Here is a 16594-nt window from a genome sequence, read left to right on the forward strand (position 1 = left end):
GCTGGTCACCGCCCGAGGCCAGCTGACCGACGCCGCTGGAGAGAGCATCGCCGCCGTCGGCGAGCTGACCCATCCCACCGACCAGCTGATCTCCACCCGATGCGAGCTGGCCCACGCCGGCGGCGAGCTCGGTGCCACCGACGGCAAGCTGTGTGGCTCCGTCCGCGAGCTGATCGCCTCCGATGGCGAGTTGGTCGACTCCCGCGACGAGCTGATCTCCGCCCGACGCCAACGCGTCGATGCCAGAGAACACGGCGGTCACGCCTCCTGATGTCTGCGCAAGGCCGGGGGCCAGCGCATCGAGACCCTGACTGAGGCCGACGAACGCGGCGTTCACGCCCGTGACGGCCGGGAGCAGATCGTTGTCGACCGTGCCGAGCGCCAGCCCTGCGGAGGCCTCGGCGTCGGCAAGAGACGAGGCGGACGTGTTCGCGCTCGCCGACACTTCTGCGACCTGCGCCATGAGGGCATCCTTCTGCTCCTGCGAGAGCGCCTCACCGACGGCCAGTGCCGCGATCAGGTTCGAGAGCTCGTCTGCATCGGTGACGGCGACGTCCGCCGCGCCGCGAGCCGTGGCGAGTGACCCCGCCGCCTGGGACTGAGCAGCGGATGCTCCAGCTGCCAGATCCACCGCCGCCTGCGAGGCCGGCAGTGTGGCACTCATGGACTGTGCGAGCGAAGTGACACCCCCGCTGATCTGGTCCAGCCCCGCCGGGAGCGCGGCAGCGCCGTCGGCGAGCGAGTGGATCCCCGCGACGAACTGCCCGACCCCGTCCGCCGTCGAGTGCACGCCGTCGACATACTGGTCCACGCCGGTCGACACCTGCGCGACGCCCGCCGTGTACTGACCCACACCATCGCTGGTCTGGTGCACACCGTCGATGTATTGACCCAGCCCACGGTCGAGCTGATGCACTCCGTCCACGTACTGGTCGACCCCGTTCGACGTCTGATGCACACCGTCGATGTACAGCCCGAGGCCGTCGTCGAGCTGGTGGACGCCGCCGATGTACTGACCGACTCCACTGCTCGTCTGACGTACTCCGTCGGCGAACTGCGCGGTGCCATCCGATGTGGCGTGCGCGCCGTCAGCCAGTTGTCCGACCCCGTCGGAGAGCTGGCTCGTGCCGTCCGAGAGTTGGACCGCGCCGTCAGTCAGCTGACCGGAGCCGTCGCTCAGCGCCTTCGCGCCCGACGCATAGGCACCGAAAAGGCCGAAGAACGCCACCAGGGTGACGGCGAGGAGCACGCTCAGCGCGATGATCGCCGCACGGGTCGCGGCACGGGGAAGAGGCGGAACCTTCTGTGTCATGGGTGATCTTCCTTGATCTTTCACGCGCGTCTTCGCACGTGGGCTCACAACCGAGATGTCAGTCACAGGCATTCTGACGGATTTCTACCCAGTGGGGAAGAATAGAATGTAACGATTCATCACGATCGGGTTCGTTCACATGCGGCAAGCTGGGGAGTGGACAGAGGGGGTGCGATGAGCGGCAGTGCGCGCGAGGCTCGACGTGGGCGCCCGCCCGCCATCGGGGTGGCGGACATCGTCGCGGCGGCTCGACTGCTCCCCCCTGATGACATGACCATCACCCGCGTCGCCGAATCACTCGGAGTCGACCGCAAGACCGTCGCGAATCATGTGGGCGACCGTCCGACCCTGCGCCGCCTCGTGGCATCAGAGGCTGTCGCGGCCGAGCTTGCCCATCGTGCGGAGCCGACGAGCCTCGACTGGCGCGAGGCACTCGTCCGTCAAGCCGACGCCATGGTTCAGGCTGTGATCGAGGTCGGCGTGGCCGATATCGAGTTCGGAGGCTCGGAGTGGGAATTGACACTGCTGGGCGTAGCCGAGAACTCGCTCGGCCGACTCCTCGCAGCGGGCTTCGACGCAGACACCGCTGTAGCAGCGGTCTCGGTGATCACGGACGTCGCAACCAACGCTGCTCGTCGCATCCTGCGCGCCCGGCAGCGGGGCCAACCCGAGCTGACCACCTTGCCTCGAATGCTCGCCGACTCCGATCCTGCGGAGTTTTCCGCGGTGCGTCAGGTCATTGCACTGGCGGGTGCACGCAGCGAAGAGGCGCGCTATCGACAGGCGATCGACCTCTGCATCCGAGGCCTCGACGCCGCGAAATCGCGACTGAACAGCACGCCGACCGAGCCCGCTTGACGGCCCGAAGCGGTGGGCGGCGTATCAGCCGCCTTCGCTGAGCACGGTTGCTCGCGCGCGACTTAGATTTCGCCGATCGCCAACCCGAGGCGCAGGTACATCTCGGTCACCGCTTGGTCATTGACTCGATAGCGCACACGTTGCCCTCTCGTCCCCACCTCGCGGGGCGGATCGGCTATGAGGAGCCCGAAGTCCAGCAGCTCGTCGATGCCGGTGATCACCGTCTGCGGAGGGACATCCTTCTCGCCGGTGAAGCCCCACCCACCGTCATGTCTCTCGTGTTGATTCCACGGGATGTACACGTCGATGGCGGTAAATCCAAGCCGCTGCACGGCGACGAGCCGTTCGCGCCGCTGCCCCCGGCGGATCCCCTTGCGGGCATTGCGCGCATGCGGGACCTGGGCGGGCTGCCGTTGGCCGTGGGTTCTGGCCGCTGTGGAGGGGCCGGCGAGGGCGGGCGAGCGGTCGAATCGAGCGGGGTTGTTTGCGCTCGGGGGTCAGGTTCTCTGGGAGGACGGTGGTGCTTGTTCCGCTGGCGTCTTGATGGTGGCGGCCCAGGTGGCGAGGAGTGTGAGGGCGTCTTCGGATGGTGAGCCGGGTTCGGCGGTGAAGGTCGAGAGTTGCAGGCCGGGGTCGGCGGGCAGCTCGAACGCTTCATAGGTGAGTTCGAGGTCGCCTACGAGGGGGTGGTGGATGCGTTTGACGCCGGTGCGGTGGTAGCGGACGTCGTGTGCGGCCCAGAGGGTCCGGAACGTTTCGGAGCGGGTGGCGAGTTCGCCGACGAGGTCGGTGAGGCGTTTATCGAACGGGTTGCGGCCGGCGTCGCCGCGCATGGCGGCGACGAATTCCTGCACGACTTTGTCCCAGTCGGGGTAGAAGTCGTGCGCGGCAGGGTTGAAGAAGGCGAACCGGGCGCTGTTGGGAGCGGGTTCGGCGAACACGGGTGAATAGAGGGCGCGGCCGAGGCGGTTCGCTGCGACGTAGTCGTAGTAGTTGTTGCGGATGATCGCGGGTGCTTCGGTGATGGCGTCGAGAAGACGCTGGATGCTGGGTCGAAGCGTTGTGGTGCTCTTGCGCGGTTTCCGCGCGACGGGGGAGGTGTTCGCGGCGTGGGCGAGGTCGTGCAGGTGCGCGGTCTCGGCGTCGTCGAGGTGGAGGGCGCGGGCGAGGGAGTCGAGGACGCCGGGGGAGACGCCGGAAAGGTCGCCGCGTTCGAGGCGGGTGTAGTAGTCGACGCTCATTCCGGATAGCAGGGCGACTTCTTCGCGGCGCAGCCCGGGGACGCGCCGGTTGCCCCCGAAGGCGGGGAGCCCCGCGACGTCGGGGGTGATGCGTGCGCGGCGGGTGGTGAGGAATTCCTTCACCTCGCTGCGATTGTCCATGCCATGACCGTACGCCGGTCGCCGTGGCCGAGGGAGGGGCTGGCAGTACCGGTTACGGCCGCCACTCCCACATGACGCACGGACGCGGTTGTCTGGAACCACACCGACGAAAGGCGGACCGGAATGCACACCAGGACACTGGGCCAGGGGCTTGAGGTCTCGGCGATCGGGTTGGGGGCGATGGGCATGTCGATGTCGTACGGCCCGAATCCGGGCGACCGGGACGACATGATCGGCGTGCTCCGGTACGCGGTCGAGCAGGGCGTCACCTTCATCGACACCGCCGAGGTGTACGGCCCGTACGTGAACGAAGAGCTCGTGGGTGATGCGATCGCCCCGGTCCGGGACGAGGTCGTGGTTGCGACCAAGTTCGGGTGGCGCATTGTCGACGGGACGATGCAGGGCACGGATTCGCGGCCGGAGCAGATCCGCCGCGTCGCCGATGCTTCCCTGAAACGCCTGGGCGTTGAGGCGATCGACCTGTTCTACCAGCACCGTGTCGACCCGGACGTCCCGATCGAGGACGTCGCCGGGACGGTCGGGGAGCTGGTCGCGGCGGGGAAGGTGAAGCACTTCGGGTTGTCCGAGGCCGGCGCGGACACGATTCGCCGCGCGCACGCGGTGTTTCCGGTGACGGCGCTCCAGAGCGAGTACTCGCTGTGGACCCGGGACCCAGAGGCCGCGGTGCTGCCGGTGTGCGACGAGCTGGGCATCGGGTTCGTGCCGTTCAGCCCGCTCGGCAAGGGCTTCTTCACCGGGACGGTCACACCCGACGCCACTTTCGCGCCGGGCGAGATCAGAGCCCGGGTGCCCCGGTTCGAAGCGGAGAACCTCGCCGCGAACCAGACTCTCATCGACCACGTCACGGCGCTCGCCGCCACGCGCGCCGCATCCCCCGCGCAGGTCGCGCTGGCATGGCTCCTCGCCCAGCGACCGTACATCCTCCCGATCCCGGGGACCCGTCGGCGGGATCGGATCGATGAGAACGCCGCAGCCACCACCGTCGGGCTGTCCGCAGATGACATCGCCGACCTGAACAGCCTGGTCGATCGGCTCGGGGTCGCCGGAAACCGATACGACGACGCCGGCATGGGAATGGTCGGCCGGTAGCCGGCGACCACAGGATCATCTACTGCTGGGAAGGCGAAGAAATGGAACTCACGCTCAACAACGACATCATGATGCCCGCACTCGGGTTCGGAGTATTCCAGACCCCGCCCGACGAGACCGTCGCGGCGGTGCAGGCCGCCCTGGAGACCGGATACCGGCTCATCGACACCGCCGCTGCGTACGGCAACGAACGTGAGGTCGGCGAAGGAATCCGCCGCTCGGGTCTGGCACGGGACGATGTGTTCATCGAAACGAAGGTATGGATCAGCGACTACGGGTACGACCAGACGCTCCACGCCTTCGACAAGAGCGCCGGCAAGCTCGGCGTCGAACGGATCGACCTGCTCCTGCTGCACCAGGCACTGCCGTCCCGGTTCGACCTCACCCGCGGTGCGTACAACGCCCTCGAGACCCTTTTCGCCGAGGGGCGGGTGCGGGCGATCGGGATCAGCAACTTCATGCCCGACCACCTCGCCGCCCTCCTGGACCAGACCAGCATCGTGCCCGCGGTGAACCAGGTCGAGGTGCACCCGTACTTCGCGCAGCGCGCGGTGCAGGACGCGGATGCTGCCGCCGGCGTGCTCACCCAAGCCTGGTCCCCGATCGGCGGGATCACCGCCTACCGAGGCGGCGACGCGAACGCCCTCCAGGACCCGACGATCACCGCGATCGGAGCCGCGCACGGTAAGTCCCCCGCGCAGGTGATGCTTCGCTGGCACCTGCAGCAGGGCCGTTCCGCGATCCCGAAGTCGGTGCGCCCGGACCGGATCCGCGAGAACTTCGACGTGTTCGACTTCGAACTCACCGCAGACGAACTCGACGCCATCGACGCACTGGACACCGGGATCCGCCGCGGCCCCGAACCCGCGGACATCACGCTCGAGACCTTCGGTCGCGACATCCCCGAAGCCTGAACCACGGAGACGGTCATGACCGCATGGACTCCCACCGAGCTGGCCGGGCTCGCCCGCGCGTCCGAGGTACGGGTCGCCGGGCGCCGCGCGGACGGCTCATCGCGCACCCTCACGATCGTGTGGCACGTCGTCGTCGACGGGAACCTGTACCTGCGATCCGTGAAAGGGCCCGAGGGGCAGTGGTACCGGGGCGTCGCCCGCCACTTCGAAGGCTTCCTCCACAGCGCCGGCACCACCCGCCCGGTGGTCTTCACCCTCGACCACACCCACGACAACGCGATCGATGACGCCTACTTCGCCAAGTACGGCCGAGGCGCGCCCTCCCGCTCGATCACCAGCGCGCTCGCACGGCAGACCACACTGCGTGTCGCCCCCCGATAACCCTCCCCGGAACGACGATCCTCATGCGGGCGATGTCCGACTTCGGGGGGCGTCGCGTGCGGTGTGTCGGGTGAGCGTGGAAGGCTCGTCGCTGTGACAATCGACGGAGCCCATCCCTCAGACTCGCGAGCCCAACGAGAAGCCGAGGTGACGATCATCGCCGCGCTCAGCGCGCAACTCGGTCAGCCGCTCGCAAAGACCTCGGTTCCGACGGGCAATGGTGGCCTAGTCGAACTCGATGGCGCCACCGACGATCTGACCATCCTCGTCGAGGCCTATGCGCACCAAGGAGCACTCCGTGGTGGCCAGCCAAAGAAGCTCGCGACCGACGCACTCAAGCTGACCTGGATCGGTAGGCAGCTCGAGGCCAAGAGGCTGATCCTCGCGGTGGCCGACGAAGCGGTGGAGTCCTACCTGCAGCGGCCGAAGGCATGGTTGACGCAGGCGCTGACCGACCTGGGGGTCGAGGTGATCCGCGTGGATCTCGATGACGCGACGGTGGATACCCTCCGCAGCGCGCAGACTGTGCAGTTCCGATGATCGAACCGATGCCTGAAATCTCAGGTCGCGGGTCGGCGGATCCCCGGGTCATCGCCCGCGCTGAGGCGCTGCGCCGCCTGCCCTCGACACGCAGTGACCTGGCGGACGAACTCGATCGCGGACTTGGCTTGGCGCGCGAGGGTGACCCCGCAGCGGCAAGGGTGCTCGCCGCCGCAGTCGACGCAGTCGCCAACTTCAGGCACATCATTCCCGATGACGGTGGCTTCGCCCTGAGCCTCTATGCGCGGGGGTTGCTCGACAGCGCGTACTGGGCACTCGAGTCGCCCTCCACACCGCCAAGCGTCGCCGCGCGCATCCGTGATGCTCAGCACCTCATCGAACAGGGCGACGAACATGGCATCGCGGCGCTGCAAGCTGCGCTATCACCCGAGCAGTAGCCGACGGAATCGACGCCCTCCGTCGCAGCAAAGCGATCCCTAACCGCGCCTTGCTCTGGTGAGGGGCCAGTGCGGACGGCGAACCGCGGCTACCCGGGATGCCGATGCGACGAGAAGTACGTCTCATCTCCGGATGACCGGTTCGTCTTTCTCGGGGCGAACTCGAGCCGCACGCCTTGACCGCCCGAACGCCGTCGCGGCATGATGGACGGGCCGCCCGGACCGCGGCGGAGCCGCATAACGCGGCCCGACGGGACTCGGGGTCAGCACTCAGGCTGGCAGCACTCAAGATTGGAGTGTGCCATGAGCCACGAGAACGTTCCTACAGGGTCGCACGTCATCAAGCCACTTACGCCCGAGACATTCCCGGCGTGGCTCGCGCTGGCCGAGAAGCACAACGGTGTGTGGGGCGGGTGCTATTGCTCCTACTTCCACAGCGACACCGAGCACACTGTCAAGGACGACTACGACCGCGCGACGTTCAAGAGACGGCTCGTCGACGAGGGCGTCGCGCACGCCGCGCTTGTCTTCGACGGAGACGACGCCATCGCGTGGTGCGAGTACGGAAACCCTGACGAACTGCCCGGCATCTACCACCGCAAACAGTACGACACGGGCGAGGCCAACCCCGCGCCATGGCGGATCACCTGCTTCTTCGTCGATCGAGACCACCGGCGTTCCGGGGTCGCACGCGAGGCCCTCGACGGCGCTCTTGAGCTGATCGCCCAGGCCGGCGGGGGTGAGGTGGTTTCCTTTCCCAACGAGTTGCAGCCCGGCAAGAGGACCTCGTCATCCTTCCTCCACAACGGCACACGGGCCATGTTCGAGAAGGCCGGCTTCACCTTCGAGCGTCACATCGGCAAGAGCAAGACCGTCATGAGAATCGTGGTCCCACCGAAGCATTCGTGATCGCAGCCGCGGGATCCTGAAGCGTGCGTCTCGCGCGTCGGGCGTCAGCTACCGGCTCACGGGTTCGAACCCGGGTACGGTCGTGAGCGCGCAGATGCTGCGGGAGAGTTAGGGTCTGGCGCGCTACAGGGCGTCGGCGTACAACCCGATGACATTCCCTTCGGAATCCTTCACGTATGCGTAGCGGGCGGTCTCGCCCATCGCTTCGATTTCGCCGACGTGCTCGCCACCGCCTTCGAGGACGGCCGCGATGGTCGCCTCGAGATCATCGACCGAGATCACGACAGTGGGGTGCGACACGGGACCGCGTTGGTGGATGTCGCCGTTGATACCGGCGGCGCTCCCAGTGCGCAGCATGATGTTGCCGTCGCCCCAGTCCTCGAACGTGAAACCGAAGACCTTTCCGTAGAAGGCCTGCGCGCGGTCGACGTCGTCAGCGGGGATCTCGAAGTGCTCCACGGATGCCATAGCTCCGAGCCTGTCTACATTGGTCCGTTGCCGTCAACCCGAGGTTGCTAGATGGGATCGGATCAGCGCGTATTGCTGCGGTCCGCAGTGGTAGCCGTGCCGGGACGTCGAGCGGAGAGCGATAGCCGGTCCCCCCGCGTGCACCTGTGGGTGTGATGCTGGCCACTGCACCACCACAGGCACTGGGTGTGCCCGGATAGCCGACACGTTTCAGGGCCCGATGACGGCGCGCCTAACGAACGCAGACCGGAAGACTGCCAGATCCCCCGAAGAACAACACTCCTGCGGGGTGGCGCACTCCCCCGAAGCCGTTCGCCGCGGAAACACGCGGAACCCATAGCTACCGAGGGGTGCACCACCTCTGGGCAGAACGGTAAGGGTGGTGTTCCAGGTGACCCCCAAGTGACCCCACGGGGACACCCAGGGGTCACCTGAGAGCAGGAATCGATCACGAGGCGACCTCGCGCCCAAAAGCGAAAATCCCCGGCTGACCAGGGATTTTTTCGCGGAGACGGAGGGATTTGAACCCTCGGTCCCCTTGCGAGGACTCCACCTTAGCAGGGTGGTGCACTAGGCCTGACTATGCGACGTCTCCACGCATCCGGCAGCCTCGGCCGCGCGAACGCACCCGCACATCATAACCCGATGGCGCATCCGGCCACGAACTGACGAAGGCTCGTTCAGCCGGCGCCGACGGCGAGCCCGGCGACCGCGATCTGGTTGCCCCCACGGCCCTTCGCGAGATACATGGCCTGGTCCGCGTCGCGGATCAGGCGGTCGATGCCCAGCACCCCGTTGTTGACGTCTGCGATGGCCACTCCGATGCTCGCTCCGACGCACAGCCCCGCAGGCAGGAACGAGTACTCCTCCGACAGTGCTTCGCGCAAGCGCGCGGCGATCTCGGTGGCGACCTCGGCGTCGGCGTCGCAGACGACGACGAACTCGTCGCCGCCGTAGCGGGCGATGACGTCGACGTCACGGATGTGCTGGCGAAGGCGCGCAGCCACCTCGCGAAGAACCTCATCACCCACGTCGTGGCCGAGCTGATCGTTGACGTCTTTGAAGCCGTCGAGGTCGATGAAGATGACCGCCGCACGCGCGTGGTCCACCTGGCGGGCGATCTCGTCGAGGCGGCGGCGGTTGGGCAGGTCGGTCGTCTCGTCGTGGGTCGCCGCGTGCTCGAGCTGCCGCTGAAGACGTACCGTCGCGAGGGTCTGCGCGGCCTGGCCTGCGAGCGCCTCGGCCAGCGGGCCGGCCTCGGCGTCGAAGACCCGCGGGTGCCGGAAGAAGCAGGCGAACACACCCAGCGTCATCCCCTCGACCTCCAAGGGCGCCGCGATGAGCGCCCGTACGCCGGCGCCCTGCATCGCCTCACCGAGCTCGGGGGCGAAGCCGTCCGCCTCGGCCCGGCTCGTGATGGTGACGACAGAGTGCAGCTGTCGTGCCGCGTCGGTGATGGCAGCCGCGGACATCTCGAGATCGAGCGGGTTCTCCCCCGCCACACGGTGCGCGTGCGCGTGCTCGTCGAAGAGGAAGACCGCTGATTCGTCGGCGCCGTAGGCCTTGGCCGCCGCCGCCGCGAGGATCTCGCTCAGTCGCTCTTCGCTGGTGGCGTCCGCGAACGCGATCGACGCGTCGATGATGAGCTGCAGACGATGGCGGGTGCGGTCGGCAAGAGCGAACGAGTCACGAAGTCGCTGTCCGGATACGTACCGGTCGGACGCGTCCATGACGGTCAGCACCGCACCGTCGCCGTCCGCGGCGCGCACCGCGAGAACGGCGCGCTCCGGATCGCGGACCGCCGCCATCATCACCGAGTACTGCCCGGTCCCGTCGAGGAAATCCTTCACCGGCACCAGCGTGTCCCTGAGGGGGCGCCCGATGACGTCCTCTCCGGCCCACCGCCGGAACCAGGCGTTGGCCGCCACGACGCGGTCCTCACGATCGAGGCGAATGACGCCGACCGGAAGCGAATCGACATCGCACACGTCCATCGTGCTCCCTTCCGCGCTCAGATTATCCCTCCGGAACGGTGCAGGTCACCTGCGCCGCGGTCGTGCCTGCGATGTCGCTGGGCAATGCGACACGCTCCTCGCTTTCGTCGACCGCCGGGGGCGACGGCGAGCTCGTGGGTGAAGGCGCTGCCGTATCAGCGGGAGACGGGGATGCCGTGGCTTCAGCGTCGGGCGCGGCATCCGGCTCGGGCTTGTCGGCCTCGCCCGTGACCTCGACCCCGTAGCCCTGACTGGCCTCACCCGTCAGCGTGAGGGGTTCGTTGTCGCGAAGCGCCTGGAAGAGCACGTCGGCGGTCTCGGTGACCGGCTGCACGTGGACCCCGTCGACGGAGTACACGGTCGGGTACTGCACGAACACGATGTCCTCGTAGGCGACGTCCTTCGCGGCCATGGCGATCTGCACCATGAGCGTGGGGTTGGTGAGTCCCGAGCTGAGCACCAGCTGCCCCTGCGACACCTGATCGACGGCCGTGGTGGCGAGGGTGAACAGGGCCGACGGGTTCGCGAGAACGGCATCCGACTGCAGCTTGCGCACCATCGACGACATGAACTGCTGCTGATTCGAGATGCGCCCGAGGTCGGAGCCGTCGCCGATCCCGTGCCGCATGCGCAGGAACTGGAGTGCTTCGGCGCCGACGAGCGTGTGGTTCCCCGCCGTCAGCTCGAGACCGGTGTGGCGGTCGCTGACGTCGCCCGACACGCACACGTCGACCCCGCCGATGGCGTCGGACATGTTGATGACGCCGGTCCAGCGGATCGCGGCGGCGAAGTGGATCCGCTCGCCGGTGAGCTCCTCGATGGTGCGCGCGGTGCAGGCGAGCCCACCCTCGAGGTACGACGCGTTGAGCATCTGCGCCGTCATTGCGGGATACTCCCCGCCCTGCCCGTCCGAACACGCCGGGATCGGCACGATCATGTCACGCGGGAACGACACCACCGTGACCCGGCGAGGGTTGTCGCTGATGTGCACGAGCATCGTGACGTCGTTGCGCTCGCCCCCGTCGTCCTCGGCGCAGCGCGGGAACAGCTCCAGGTCCTGACCCTCGCACGAGTCCGTGCCGACCATGAGGATGTTCACGCCGCCCTCGATGGCTCCGAGCGACGGAGGCAGCTCCCGCTCCTCGTCGAGCACGACCGCGTTCGAGCCGAGCGCGGTTGCGGCATCCCACACCGTGAAGGCGCCCACCCCGACGACGCTCGTCGCGACGACGGAGACGAGGACGGCCGCGAGCGAGAGCATGCGCAGAAGCGGATGCCGGTGCGTGCGGCGCGCGTGGCGCGCGACCGGTCGGCGCCCCGGCTCCGGGGGCGTGGGCGTCGCGGCCATCAGCCTTGTGCCGCCAGGTTGCCGGCCGAGCACGTGACCTCGGCCGCGGTGGTGCCGGGGATGGAATCGGGCAGCTCGACGACCTCGTCGGTCGGAGCCGGCGTCGCACCGGGCGTCGCGCTCGGGGCAGGCGACTCGACCGGGTCGGGCTCGGGCTCGGCGGTCTCGGTCGGGGTGGGCTCGGGAGTCGCCGACGGCTTCGTCACGCCACCGGTGTCTTCGGCCTCGTCCGCGATCGAGATGGCCTGGTTGGCCTCGAGCGCGGCCCACAGCTCGGCCGCTGCCTCGTAGTCGGGGGCGACGCGGTTGGAGTCGTAGGGGTCTTCCTGCACCGGGTACTGCACGAAGACCATCTCGTCGAACGGCACATCTTTGACCGCGAGCGCGATCTGCACGAGCGTGAAGGGGTTCGTGAGGCTCTGGCTCGGGGTGACGTTCTCGACCGCGGTGGTCGCCAGCCGCAGCAGCGTCGCGGGGTCCGAGAGGACTTCTTCGCTCACGAGCTTGCGGGCGAGGCTCGACATGTACTGCTGCTGGTTCGAGATGCGGGCGAGGTCGCTGCCGTTGGAGAGCCCGTAGCGGGTGCGCAGGAACTGCAGTGCCTCGAGTCCCTGGACCGTGCGTTCGCCGGCGGGCCAGTCGATGCCGGTGTAGCGGTCGCGGATGCCGCCGTTGCCGATGCAGACGTCGACGCCGCCGATGGCGTCGGTGACGTTGATGACGTTGCCGAAGCTGACCTTGGCGGCGAACGGGATGTTCTCGCCGCTGAGCTGCGAGACGGTCTTGACGACGCAGTTCATGCCGCCGTGCTCCCACGCGAGGTTGATCTGAGCGCGCTCGATCGCGGCGTTCACGGTGTCGTCCTCGGCGGTGCACTCAGGGAGCGGCACCATGAGGTCGCGGGGGAACGAGATGACGGTGACGCGGCGCGGGTTGTCGCTGATGTGAAGCAGCAGGTTGACGTCGTTGAGCTGGCCCTCGGCGTCCTCGCCGGTGCAGCGGTCGCCGAAGTACTTGGCGTACTCGGGTTCGCACTCGTCCGTGCCGATGACCATCATGTTGACGCCGCCCTCGATGGCGCCGATGTCGGGGGCGACCGATTCCTGCCCTTCGAGCGCGACCGCGTCGTCGGCGAAGTTGGACGACAGGTCGTATGCGGCGTAGACGGCGACGCCGGCGCCCGAGACCAACACGACCGCCAGCACGATGCCGAGGACCTTCATGACCATGCCGAACGGGCTCGGCGACGACAGCGCGGCGTGGCGCGCGACAGTGCGTCGGCGGCGCCGCGGCGGCGTGTTCGGCGTGCTCACTCGGGTCCTCTCGGATGACGGGCGGGGCTCGCACACCCGACGCAACCCTGAGCGGAGGGTGTGGGATTCGAACCCACGGGACATTGCTGCCCACTGGTTTTCAAGACCAGGTCCATCGGCCGCTCGGACAACCCTCCCGGCGGATGCCGCAGCATCCGTCGAACGGCGAGTCTATCCGACCGGCACGAACACCCCATTCTCGCCACCACGCCTGTGGACGCGCTGAACGGCGCGCCCGCCCTTCCGGACGCCGAGCAAGCCCGCCCCTCCCGGTCGCACAGCGAGCACAGCCCCTCCTGGACGCCGAGCGAGCGCGCCACTCCGGACGCCGAGCGAGCGCGGCCACTCCGGACGCTGAGCGAGCGCAGCGAGACGAAGCGGCGTCCCCACCACACGCTTCGTCTCGTCGCTCCGCTCCTCGCTCAGCGACCGCGGGATAAGGCGCTCCGCTCCTCGCTCAGCGACCGGACCCAACGGACGCTGAGCGAGCGCGCCACTCCGGACGCTGAGCGAGCGCAGCGAGACGAAGCGGCGTCCCCACCACACGCTTCGTCTCGTCGCTCCGCTCCTCGCTCAGCGACCGGGCCCAACGGACGCTGAGCGAGCGCGTCACTCCGGACGCTGAGCGAGCGCAGCGAGACGAAGCGCACTTCAGCCGTCCCGCTCACGACAGGCCCGCTGCCGGGCGCTCCAGCCTGCCAGCTCGGCGTACCGACCCTCGATGAGCAGCCGCTTCTTGGCTCGGCTCCATCCCTGAATCCGCTTCTCCCAACCGAACGCCTCATCGATCCGGTCGAACTCGGCGTGCCACACGAGCGCCACCGGGCGCCGGTCTCGCGTGTACACCGCCCCCTGTCCGAACTGGTGCTCGGAGAGCCGCCGCTCGAGGTCGATCGTGCTGCCGGTGTAGTACGACCCGTCGGCGCACTGGAGCATGTAGACGAAGGGCATCTCAGGACGGTACGGGATGCCGCAGAGCAGACCGCAGGCCTGTCCACAGGCGCGCTTCGTCTCGTCGCTCCGCTCCTCGCTCAGCGACCGGACCCACGGTCGCACAGCGAGCGCGGCCCCTCCCGGACGCTGAGCGAGCGCAGCGAGACGAAGCGGCGTCAACGGGCGCGCTTCGTCTCGTCGCTCCGCTCCTCGCTCGGCGACCGGACCCACGGTCGCACAGCGAGCGCAGCCCCCTCCCGGGCGCTGAGCGAGCGCAGCGAGACGAAGCGGCGTCAACGGGCGCGCTTCGTCTCGTCGCTCCGCTCCTCGCTCAGCGACCGGCCCCACGGTCGCACAGCGAGCGCAGCCCCCTCCCGGGCGCTGAGCGAGCGCAGCGAGACGAAGCGGCGTCCACAGGCGCGCTCCGCTCCTCGCTCAGCGACCGGGCCGCGAGCGGAGCGAGCAGAAGCGAACGCCCGGGGTCAGAGCTGGCGGAGGACCTCGGCGACGCCGCCGGCCTGCACCGACAGGGTGATCTCGCCCGCCGCGTCGTGCACCTCGGGCGGCCCCTGCTGCATCGCCACGGCGCGCCCGCCGTTCTCGACCGCCCAGCGCATCATGCCCACGTCGTTGCGGCCGTCGCCGATGACGAGCACGTGCGCGGGGTCGATCCCGAGCTCCGTGCGCACACGTTCCAGTCCGGTGCTCTTGTCCACACCCAGGGGCGCGATGTCGAGCCAGGCGGTCCAGCCGACCGCGTACGACACGTGGTTCAGGCCGATGCGGTCGACGAGCTCGACGAAGTCCTGCTCGGCCTGGTCGGGCGCGACGACGACGACGCGGCACACCCGCTGCTTCCCGAGCTCGTCGAAGGCGACGCGGCGCGCGGCGACGAGGTTCCAGTCGTCGAGGTATTCGGTGTAGAGGCGGTCGCCGTTGGGGAGCTCGACGAGGTAGCGCGCGTCGGGCAGGTGCTGGCGCAGATCGGCGAGCACCTCCGACGCGTCGAAGGTCTCGATGTGCCAGCGCTCGTAATCCAGGTCGTCGGCATTGCGGCGCTTCAGCACGACGGCGCCGTTGGAGCACACGACGTACTCGGGAGCGATACCCAGAACGCGAAGGATGCCGCGCGTGCCCTCCCACGATCGTCCGGTCGCGATCATGACCTCGTGGCCGGCGCGATGCGCGTGCTCGACGGCTCCGACCACACCGGGGCTCAGCGTCTCGTCCTCGAGCAGGACGGTGCCGTCGATGTCGAGCACGATGAGAAGGCGCTCGACCTTCTTCTCGGGGTCCTCGGTGTCGCGCGCGACGCGCTCGACCAGCTTCGCGGCCTTCTTGGGCTTGACGACCTTGATGCTGCCGGTCTTCGGCAGGTGCGCCTCGGTCATGCGATCGGCTCCATGACCTCGAGTCCGCCGAGGTACGGGCGCAGCACCTCGGGCACCGTCACCGACCCGTCTGCCCTCTGGTGGGTCTCGAGCAGCGCCACGATCCAGCGCGTCGTGGCGAGCGTGCCGTTGAGCGTCGCCACCGGCTGCGTCTTCGCACCGCCCGTCGCGGCACCCGCCTCGACCGGCGGCCGGTGCCGGATGTCGAGCCTGCGCGCCTGATACGTCGTGCAGTTCGAGGTGGAGGTCAACTCGCGGTACGCGCCCTGGGTGGGCACCCACGCCTCCACGTCGTACTTGCGGGCCGCGCTCGAGCCGAGGTCGCCCGCGGCGACGTCGATCACGCGGTACGACAGCCCGAGGTCCTGGAGCATCGACTCCTGCAGCTGGACCAGGCGCAGGTGCTCGGCCTCGGCATCCTCGATGGACGTGTAGACGAACATCTCGAGCTTGTTGAACTGATGCACCCGGATGATGCCGCGGGTGTCCTTGCCATGCGACCCCGCCTCGCGGCGGTAGCAGGTCGACCACCCGGCGTAGCGCTTGGCGCCGCGCGAGAGGTCGAGGATCTCGCCCATGTGGTAGCCGGCCAGCGGCACTTCACTGGTGCCGACCAGGTACAGGTCGTCCTCTTCGAGCCGGTACACCTCGGCGGCGTGCTGCCCGAGGAAGCCGGTGCCGCGCATCACCTCGGGGCGCACGACCGTCGGCGGGATCATCGGGGTGAACCCGGCCTGCAGCGCCCGGTCGAGCGCAAGCGACATGAGGGCGAGCTCGAGTCGCGCCCCGATGCCGGTGAGGAAATAGAAGCGGCTCCCCGAGACCTTCGCGCCGCGCTCCATGTCGATGGCGCCGAGCAGTTCGCCGAGGGCGAGGTGGTCGCGCGCCTCGAAGTCGAACTCCACGGGCTCCCCGTGGGTGCGCAGCGTGATGAAGTCGTCCTCGCCTCCGGCGGGCACGCCGTCGATGACGATGTTCTCGATACGGGCGAGGGCCTCGTCCGAGGCCTCTTCGGCGGCGGTGACGGCGTGCTGGGCCTGCTTGACGCGCTCGCTGAGCTGCTTCGCCTCGGCCACGAGCGCGGCCTTCTCCTCCTTCGGCGCCTGCGCGACCCGCTTGCCGTGGGCGTTCTGCGCCGCTCGCAGCTCTTCGAACGCGGTGATGGCGGCCCGCCGTTCGCGGTCCGCGGCCAGCGCGGCGTCGACGGTGTCGGGCGACTCCCCCCGCGCCTCCTGCGAGCGCTTGACCAGCTCAGGACTGTCGCGAAGGAGGGCGGGATCGATCATCCGCTCAGTTTAGTCTCGGCCCGAGAAGGGATGCCGCGAGGGCGGTCGCCGCATCCG

16 protein-coding genes, 2 tRNA genes and 1 pseudogene are annotated in these 16594 nt (G+C 68.6%); 7 read left to right on the forward strand and 12 right to left on the reverse strand.

Annotated features, from left to right (window positions below; genetic code table 11):
- A pseudogene (locus tag Q9S36_RS43495) lies at positions 1–1312 on the reverse strand (hypothetical protein); the annotation flags it as partial.
- Positions 1313–1582: 270 nt separating this feature from the next.
- On the opposite strand from Q9S36_RS43495, the gene Q9S36_RS43500 reads away from it, so the two are divergent.
- Positions 1583–2170, forward strand: coding sequence for a hypothetical protein (locus Q9S36_RS43500; protein WP_311290975.1), 588 nt, complete (start codon positions 1583–1585; stop codon positions 2168–2170).
- 62 nt (positions 2171–2232) lie between these two features.
- Here Q9S36_RS43500 and Q9S36_RS43505 read toward each other — a convergent pair whose 3' ends face one another.
- Complete coding sequence (locus tag Q9S36_RS43505; protein WP_311291019.1) at positions 2233–2538, reverse strand: beta-galactosidase; 306 nt, start codon at positions 2536–2538, stop codon at positions 2233–2235.
- Between the two features lie 129 nt (positions 2539–2667).
- Positions 2668–3552, reverse strand: a complete 885-nt coding sequence (locus Q9S36_RS43510; protein WP_251454165.1) for a helix-turn-helix transcriptional regulator — start codon at positions 3550–3552, stop codon at positions 2668–2670.
- 123 nt (positions 3553–3675) lie between these two features.
- Here Q9S36_RS43510 and Q9S36_RS43515 point away from each other — a divergent pair, with 123 nt between their 5' ends.
- The 6 genes from Q9S36_RS43515 to Q9S36_RS43540 all read left to right on the forward strand — a co-directional run bounded on the left by Q9S36_RS43515 (position 3676) and on the right by Q9S36_RS43540 (position 7804).
- Complete coding sequence (locus Q9S36_RS43515; protein WP_311290976.1) at positions 3676–4662, forward strand: aldo/keto reductase; 987 nt, start codon at positions 3676–3678, stop codon at positions 4660–4662.
- A 41-nt stretch (positions 4663–4703) separates the two neighbouring features.
- Positions 4704–5576: an aldo/keto reductase gene (locus tag Q9S36_RS43520; RefSeq protein WP_311290977.1), complete on the forward strand. Its 873-nt coding sequence runs from the start codon at positions 4704–4706 to the stop codon at positions 5574–5576.
- A gap of 15 nt (positions 5577–5591) precedes the next feature.
- A complete protein-coding gene (locus tag Q9S36_RS43525) occupies positions 5592–5957 on the forward strand; it encodes a DUF2255 family protein (protein ID WP_251454159.1) in 366 nt (121 codons plus the stop codon).
- A 147-nt stretch (positions 5958–6104) separates the two neighbouring features.
- The gene (locus Q9S36_RS43530; RefSeq protein ID WP_311290978.1) at positions 6105–6497 is read left to right on the forward strand and encodes a hypothetical protein; all 393 of its coding nucleotides are present in this window, start codon (positions 6105–6107) and stop codon (positions 6495–6497) included.
- Positions 6494–6895 carry a hypothetical protein gene (locus Q9S36_RS43535; RefSeq protein WP_311290979.1) on the forward strand — a complete coding sequence of 134 codons (402 nt, stop codon included), beginning with the start codon at positions 6494–6496 and terminating at the stop codon, positions 6893–6895. The genes Q9S36_RS43530 and Q9S36_RS43535 overlap by 4 nt, the downstream gene beginning before the upstream one ends.
- Before the next feature lie 303 nt (positions 6896–7198).
- A complete protein-coding gene (locus Q9S36_RS43540; protein WP_311290980.1) occupies positions 7199–7804 on the forward strand; it encodes a GNAT family N-acetyltransferase in 606 nt (201 codons plus the stop codon).
- Between the two features lie 123 nt (positions 7805–7927).
- Here Q9S36_RS43540 and Q9S36_RS43545 read toward each other — a convergent pair whose 3' ends face one another.
- The 9 genes from Q9S36_RS43545 to serS form a co-directional block, all read right to left on the reverse strand.
- Positions 7928–8272, reverse strand: a complete 345-nt coding sequence (locus Q9S36_RS43545; protein WP_311290981.1) for a VOC family protein — start codon at positions 8270–8272, stop codon at positions 7928–7930.
- A gap of 506 nt (positions 8273–8778) precedes the next feature.
- A tRNA-Ser gene (locus tag Q9S36_RS43550) sits at positions 8779–8867 on the reverse strand.
- An 85-nt stretch (positions 8868–8952) separates the two neighbouring features.
- Positions 8953–10266, reverse strand: coding sequence for a diguanylate cyclase (locus Q9S36_RS43555; RefSeq protein WP_311290982.1), 1314 nt, complete (start codon positions 10264–10266; stop codon positions 8953–8955).
- 22 nt (positions 10267–10288) lie between these two features.
- Positions 10289–11614, reverse strand: a complete 1326-nt coding sequence (locus tag Q9S36_RS43560; protein WP_311290983.1) for an LCP family protein — start codon at positions 11612–11614, stop codon at positions 10289–10291.
- On the reverse strand, positions 11614–12927 hold the full coding sequence (locus Q9S36_RS43565) for an LCP family protein (protein WP_311290985.1): 1314 nt from the start codon (positions 12925–12927) through the stop codon (positions 11614–11616). The genes Q9S36_RS43560 and Q9S36_RS43565 overlap by 1 nt, the downstream gene beginning before the upstream one ends.
- A 52-nt stretch (positions 12928–12979) precedes the next feature.
- Positions 12980–13064 (reverse strand) — tRNA-Ser (locus Q9S36_RS43570).
- 514 nt (positions 13065–13578) lie between these two features.
- A complete protein-coding gene (locus Q9S36_RS43575; RefSeq protein WP_311290986.1) occupies positions 13579–13878 on the reverse strand; it encodes a GIY-YIG nuclease family protein in 300 nt (99 codons plus the stop codon).
- A 464-nt stretch (positions 13879–14342) separates the two neighbouring features.
- On the reverse strand, positions 14343–15251 hold the full coding sequence (locus tag Q9S36_RS43580; protein ID WP_311290987.1) for an HAD-IIB family hydrolase: 909 nt from the start codon (positions 15249–15251) through the stop codon (positions 14343–14345).
- A complete protein-coding gene (gene serS / locus Q9S36_RS43585; protein WP_311290988.1) occupies positions 15248–16537 on the reverse strand; it encodes a serine--tRNA ligase in 1290 nt (429 codons plus the stop codon). Before serS ends, Q9S36_RS43580 begins: the two co-directional genes overlap by 4 nt.
- Between the last annotated feature and the right edge of the window lie 57 nt (positions 16538–16594).

It is taken from the genome of Microbacterium sp. ARD31, assembly GCF_031844425.1.

Bases quoted from the DNA above. Each gene is read 5' to 3' on its own strand.
- Q9S36_RS43545 (WP_311290981.1), bottom strand. From the start codon at position 8,272: ATGGCATCCGTGGAGCACTTCGAGATCCCCGCTGACGACGTCGACCGC.
- Q9S36_RS43575 (WP_311290986.1), bottom strand. From the start codon at position 13,878: ATGCCCTTCGTCTACATGCTCCAGTGCGCCGACGGGTCGTACTACACC.
- serS (WP_311290988.1), bottom strand. From the start codon at position 16,537: ATGATCGATCCCGCCCTCCTTCGCGACAGTCCTGAGCTGGTCAAGCGC.
- Q9S36_RS43515 (WP_311290976.1), top strand. From the start codon at position 3,676: ATGCACACCAGGACACTGGGCCAGGGGCTTGAGGTCTCGGCGATCGGG.
- Q9S36_RS43525 (WP_251454159.1), top strand. From the start codon at position 5,592: ATGACCGCATGGACTCCCACCGAGCTGGCCGGGCTCGCCCGCGCGTCC.
- Q9S36_RS43520 (WP_311290977.1), top strand. From the start codon at position 4,704: ATGGAACTCACGCTCAACAACGACATCATGATGCCCGCACTCGGGTTC.
- Q9S36_RS43535 (WP_311290979.1), top strand. From the start codon at position 6,494: ATGATCGAACCGATGCCTGAAATCTCAGGTCGCGGGTCGGCGGATCCC.
- Q9S36_RS43540 (WP_311290980.1), top strand. From the start codon at position 7,199: ATGAGCCACGAGAACGTTCCTACAGGGTCGCACGTCATCAAGCCACTT.
- Q9S36_RS43510 (WP_251454165.1), bottom strand. From the start codon at position 3,552: ATGGACAATCGCAGCGAGGTGAAGGAATTCCTCACCACCCGCCGCGCA.
- Q9S36_RS43560 (WP_311290983.1), bottom strand. From the start codon at position 11,614: ATGGCCGCGACGCCCACGCCCCCGGAGCCGGGGCGCCGACCGGTCGCG.
- Q9S36_RS43555 (WP_311290982.1), bottom strand. From the start codon at position 10,266: ATGGACGTGTGCGATGTCGATTCGCTTCCGGTCGGCGTCATTCGCCTC.
- Q9S36_RS43500 (WP_311290975.1), top strand. From the start codon at position 1,583: ATGACCATCACCCGCGTCGCCGAATCACTCGGAGTCGACCGCAAGACC.
- Q9S36_RS43580 (WP_311290987.1), bottom strand. From the start codon at position 15,251: ATGACCGAGGCGCACCTGCCGAAGACCGGCAGCATCAAGGTCGTCAAG.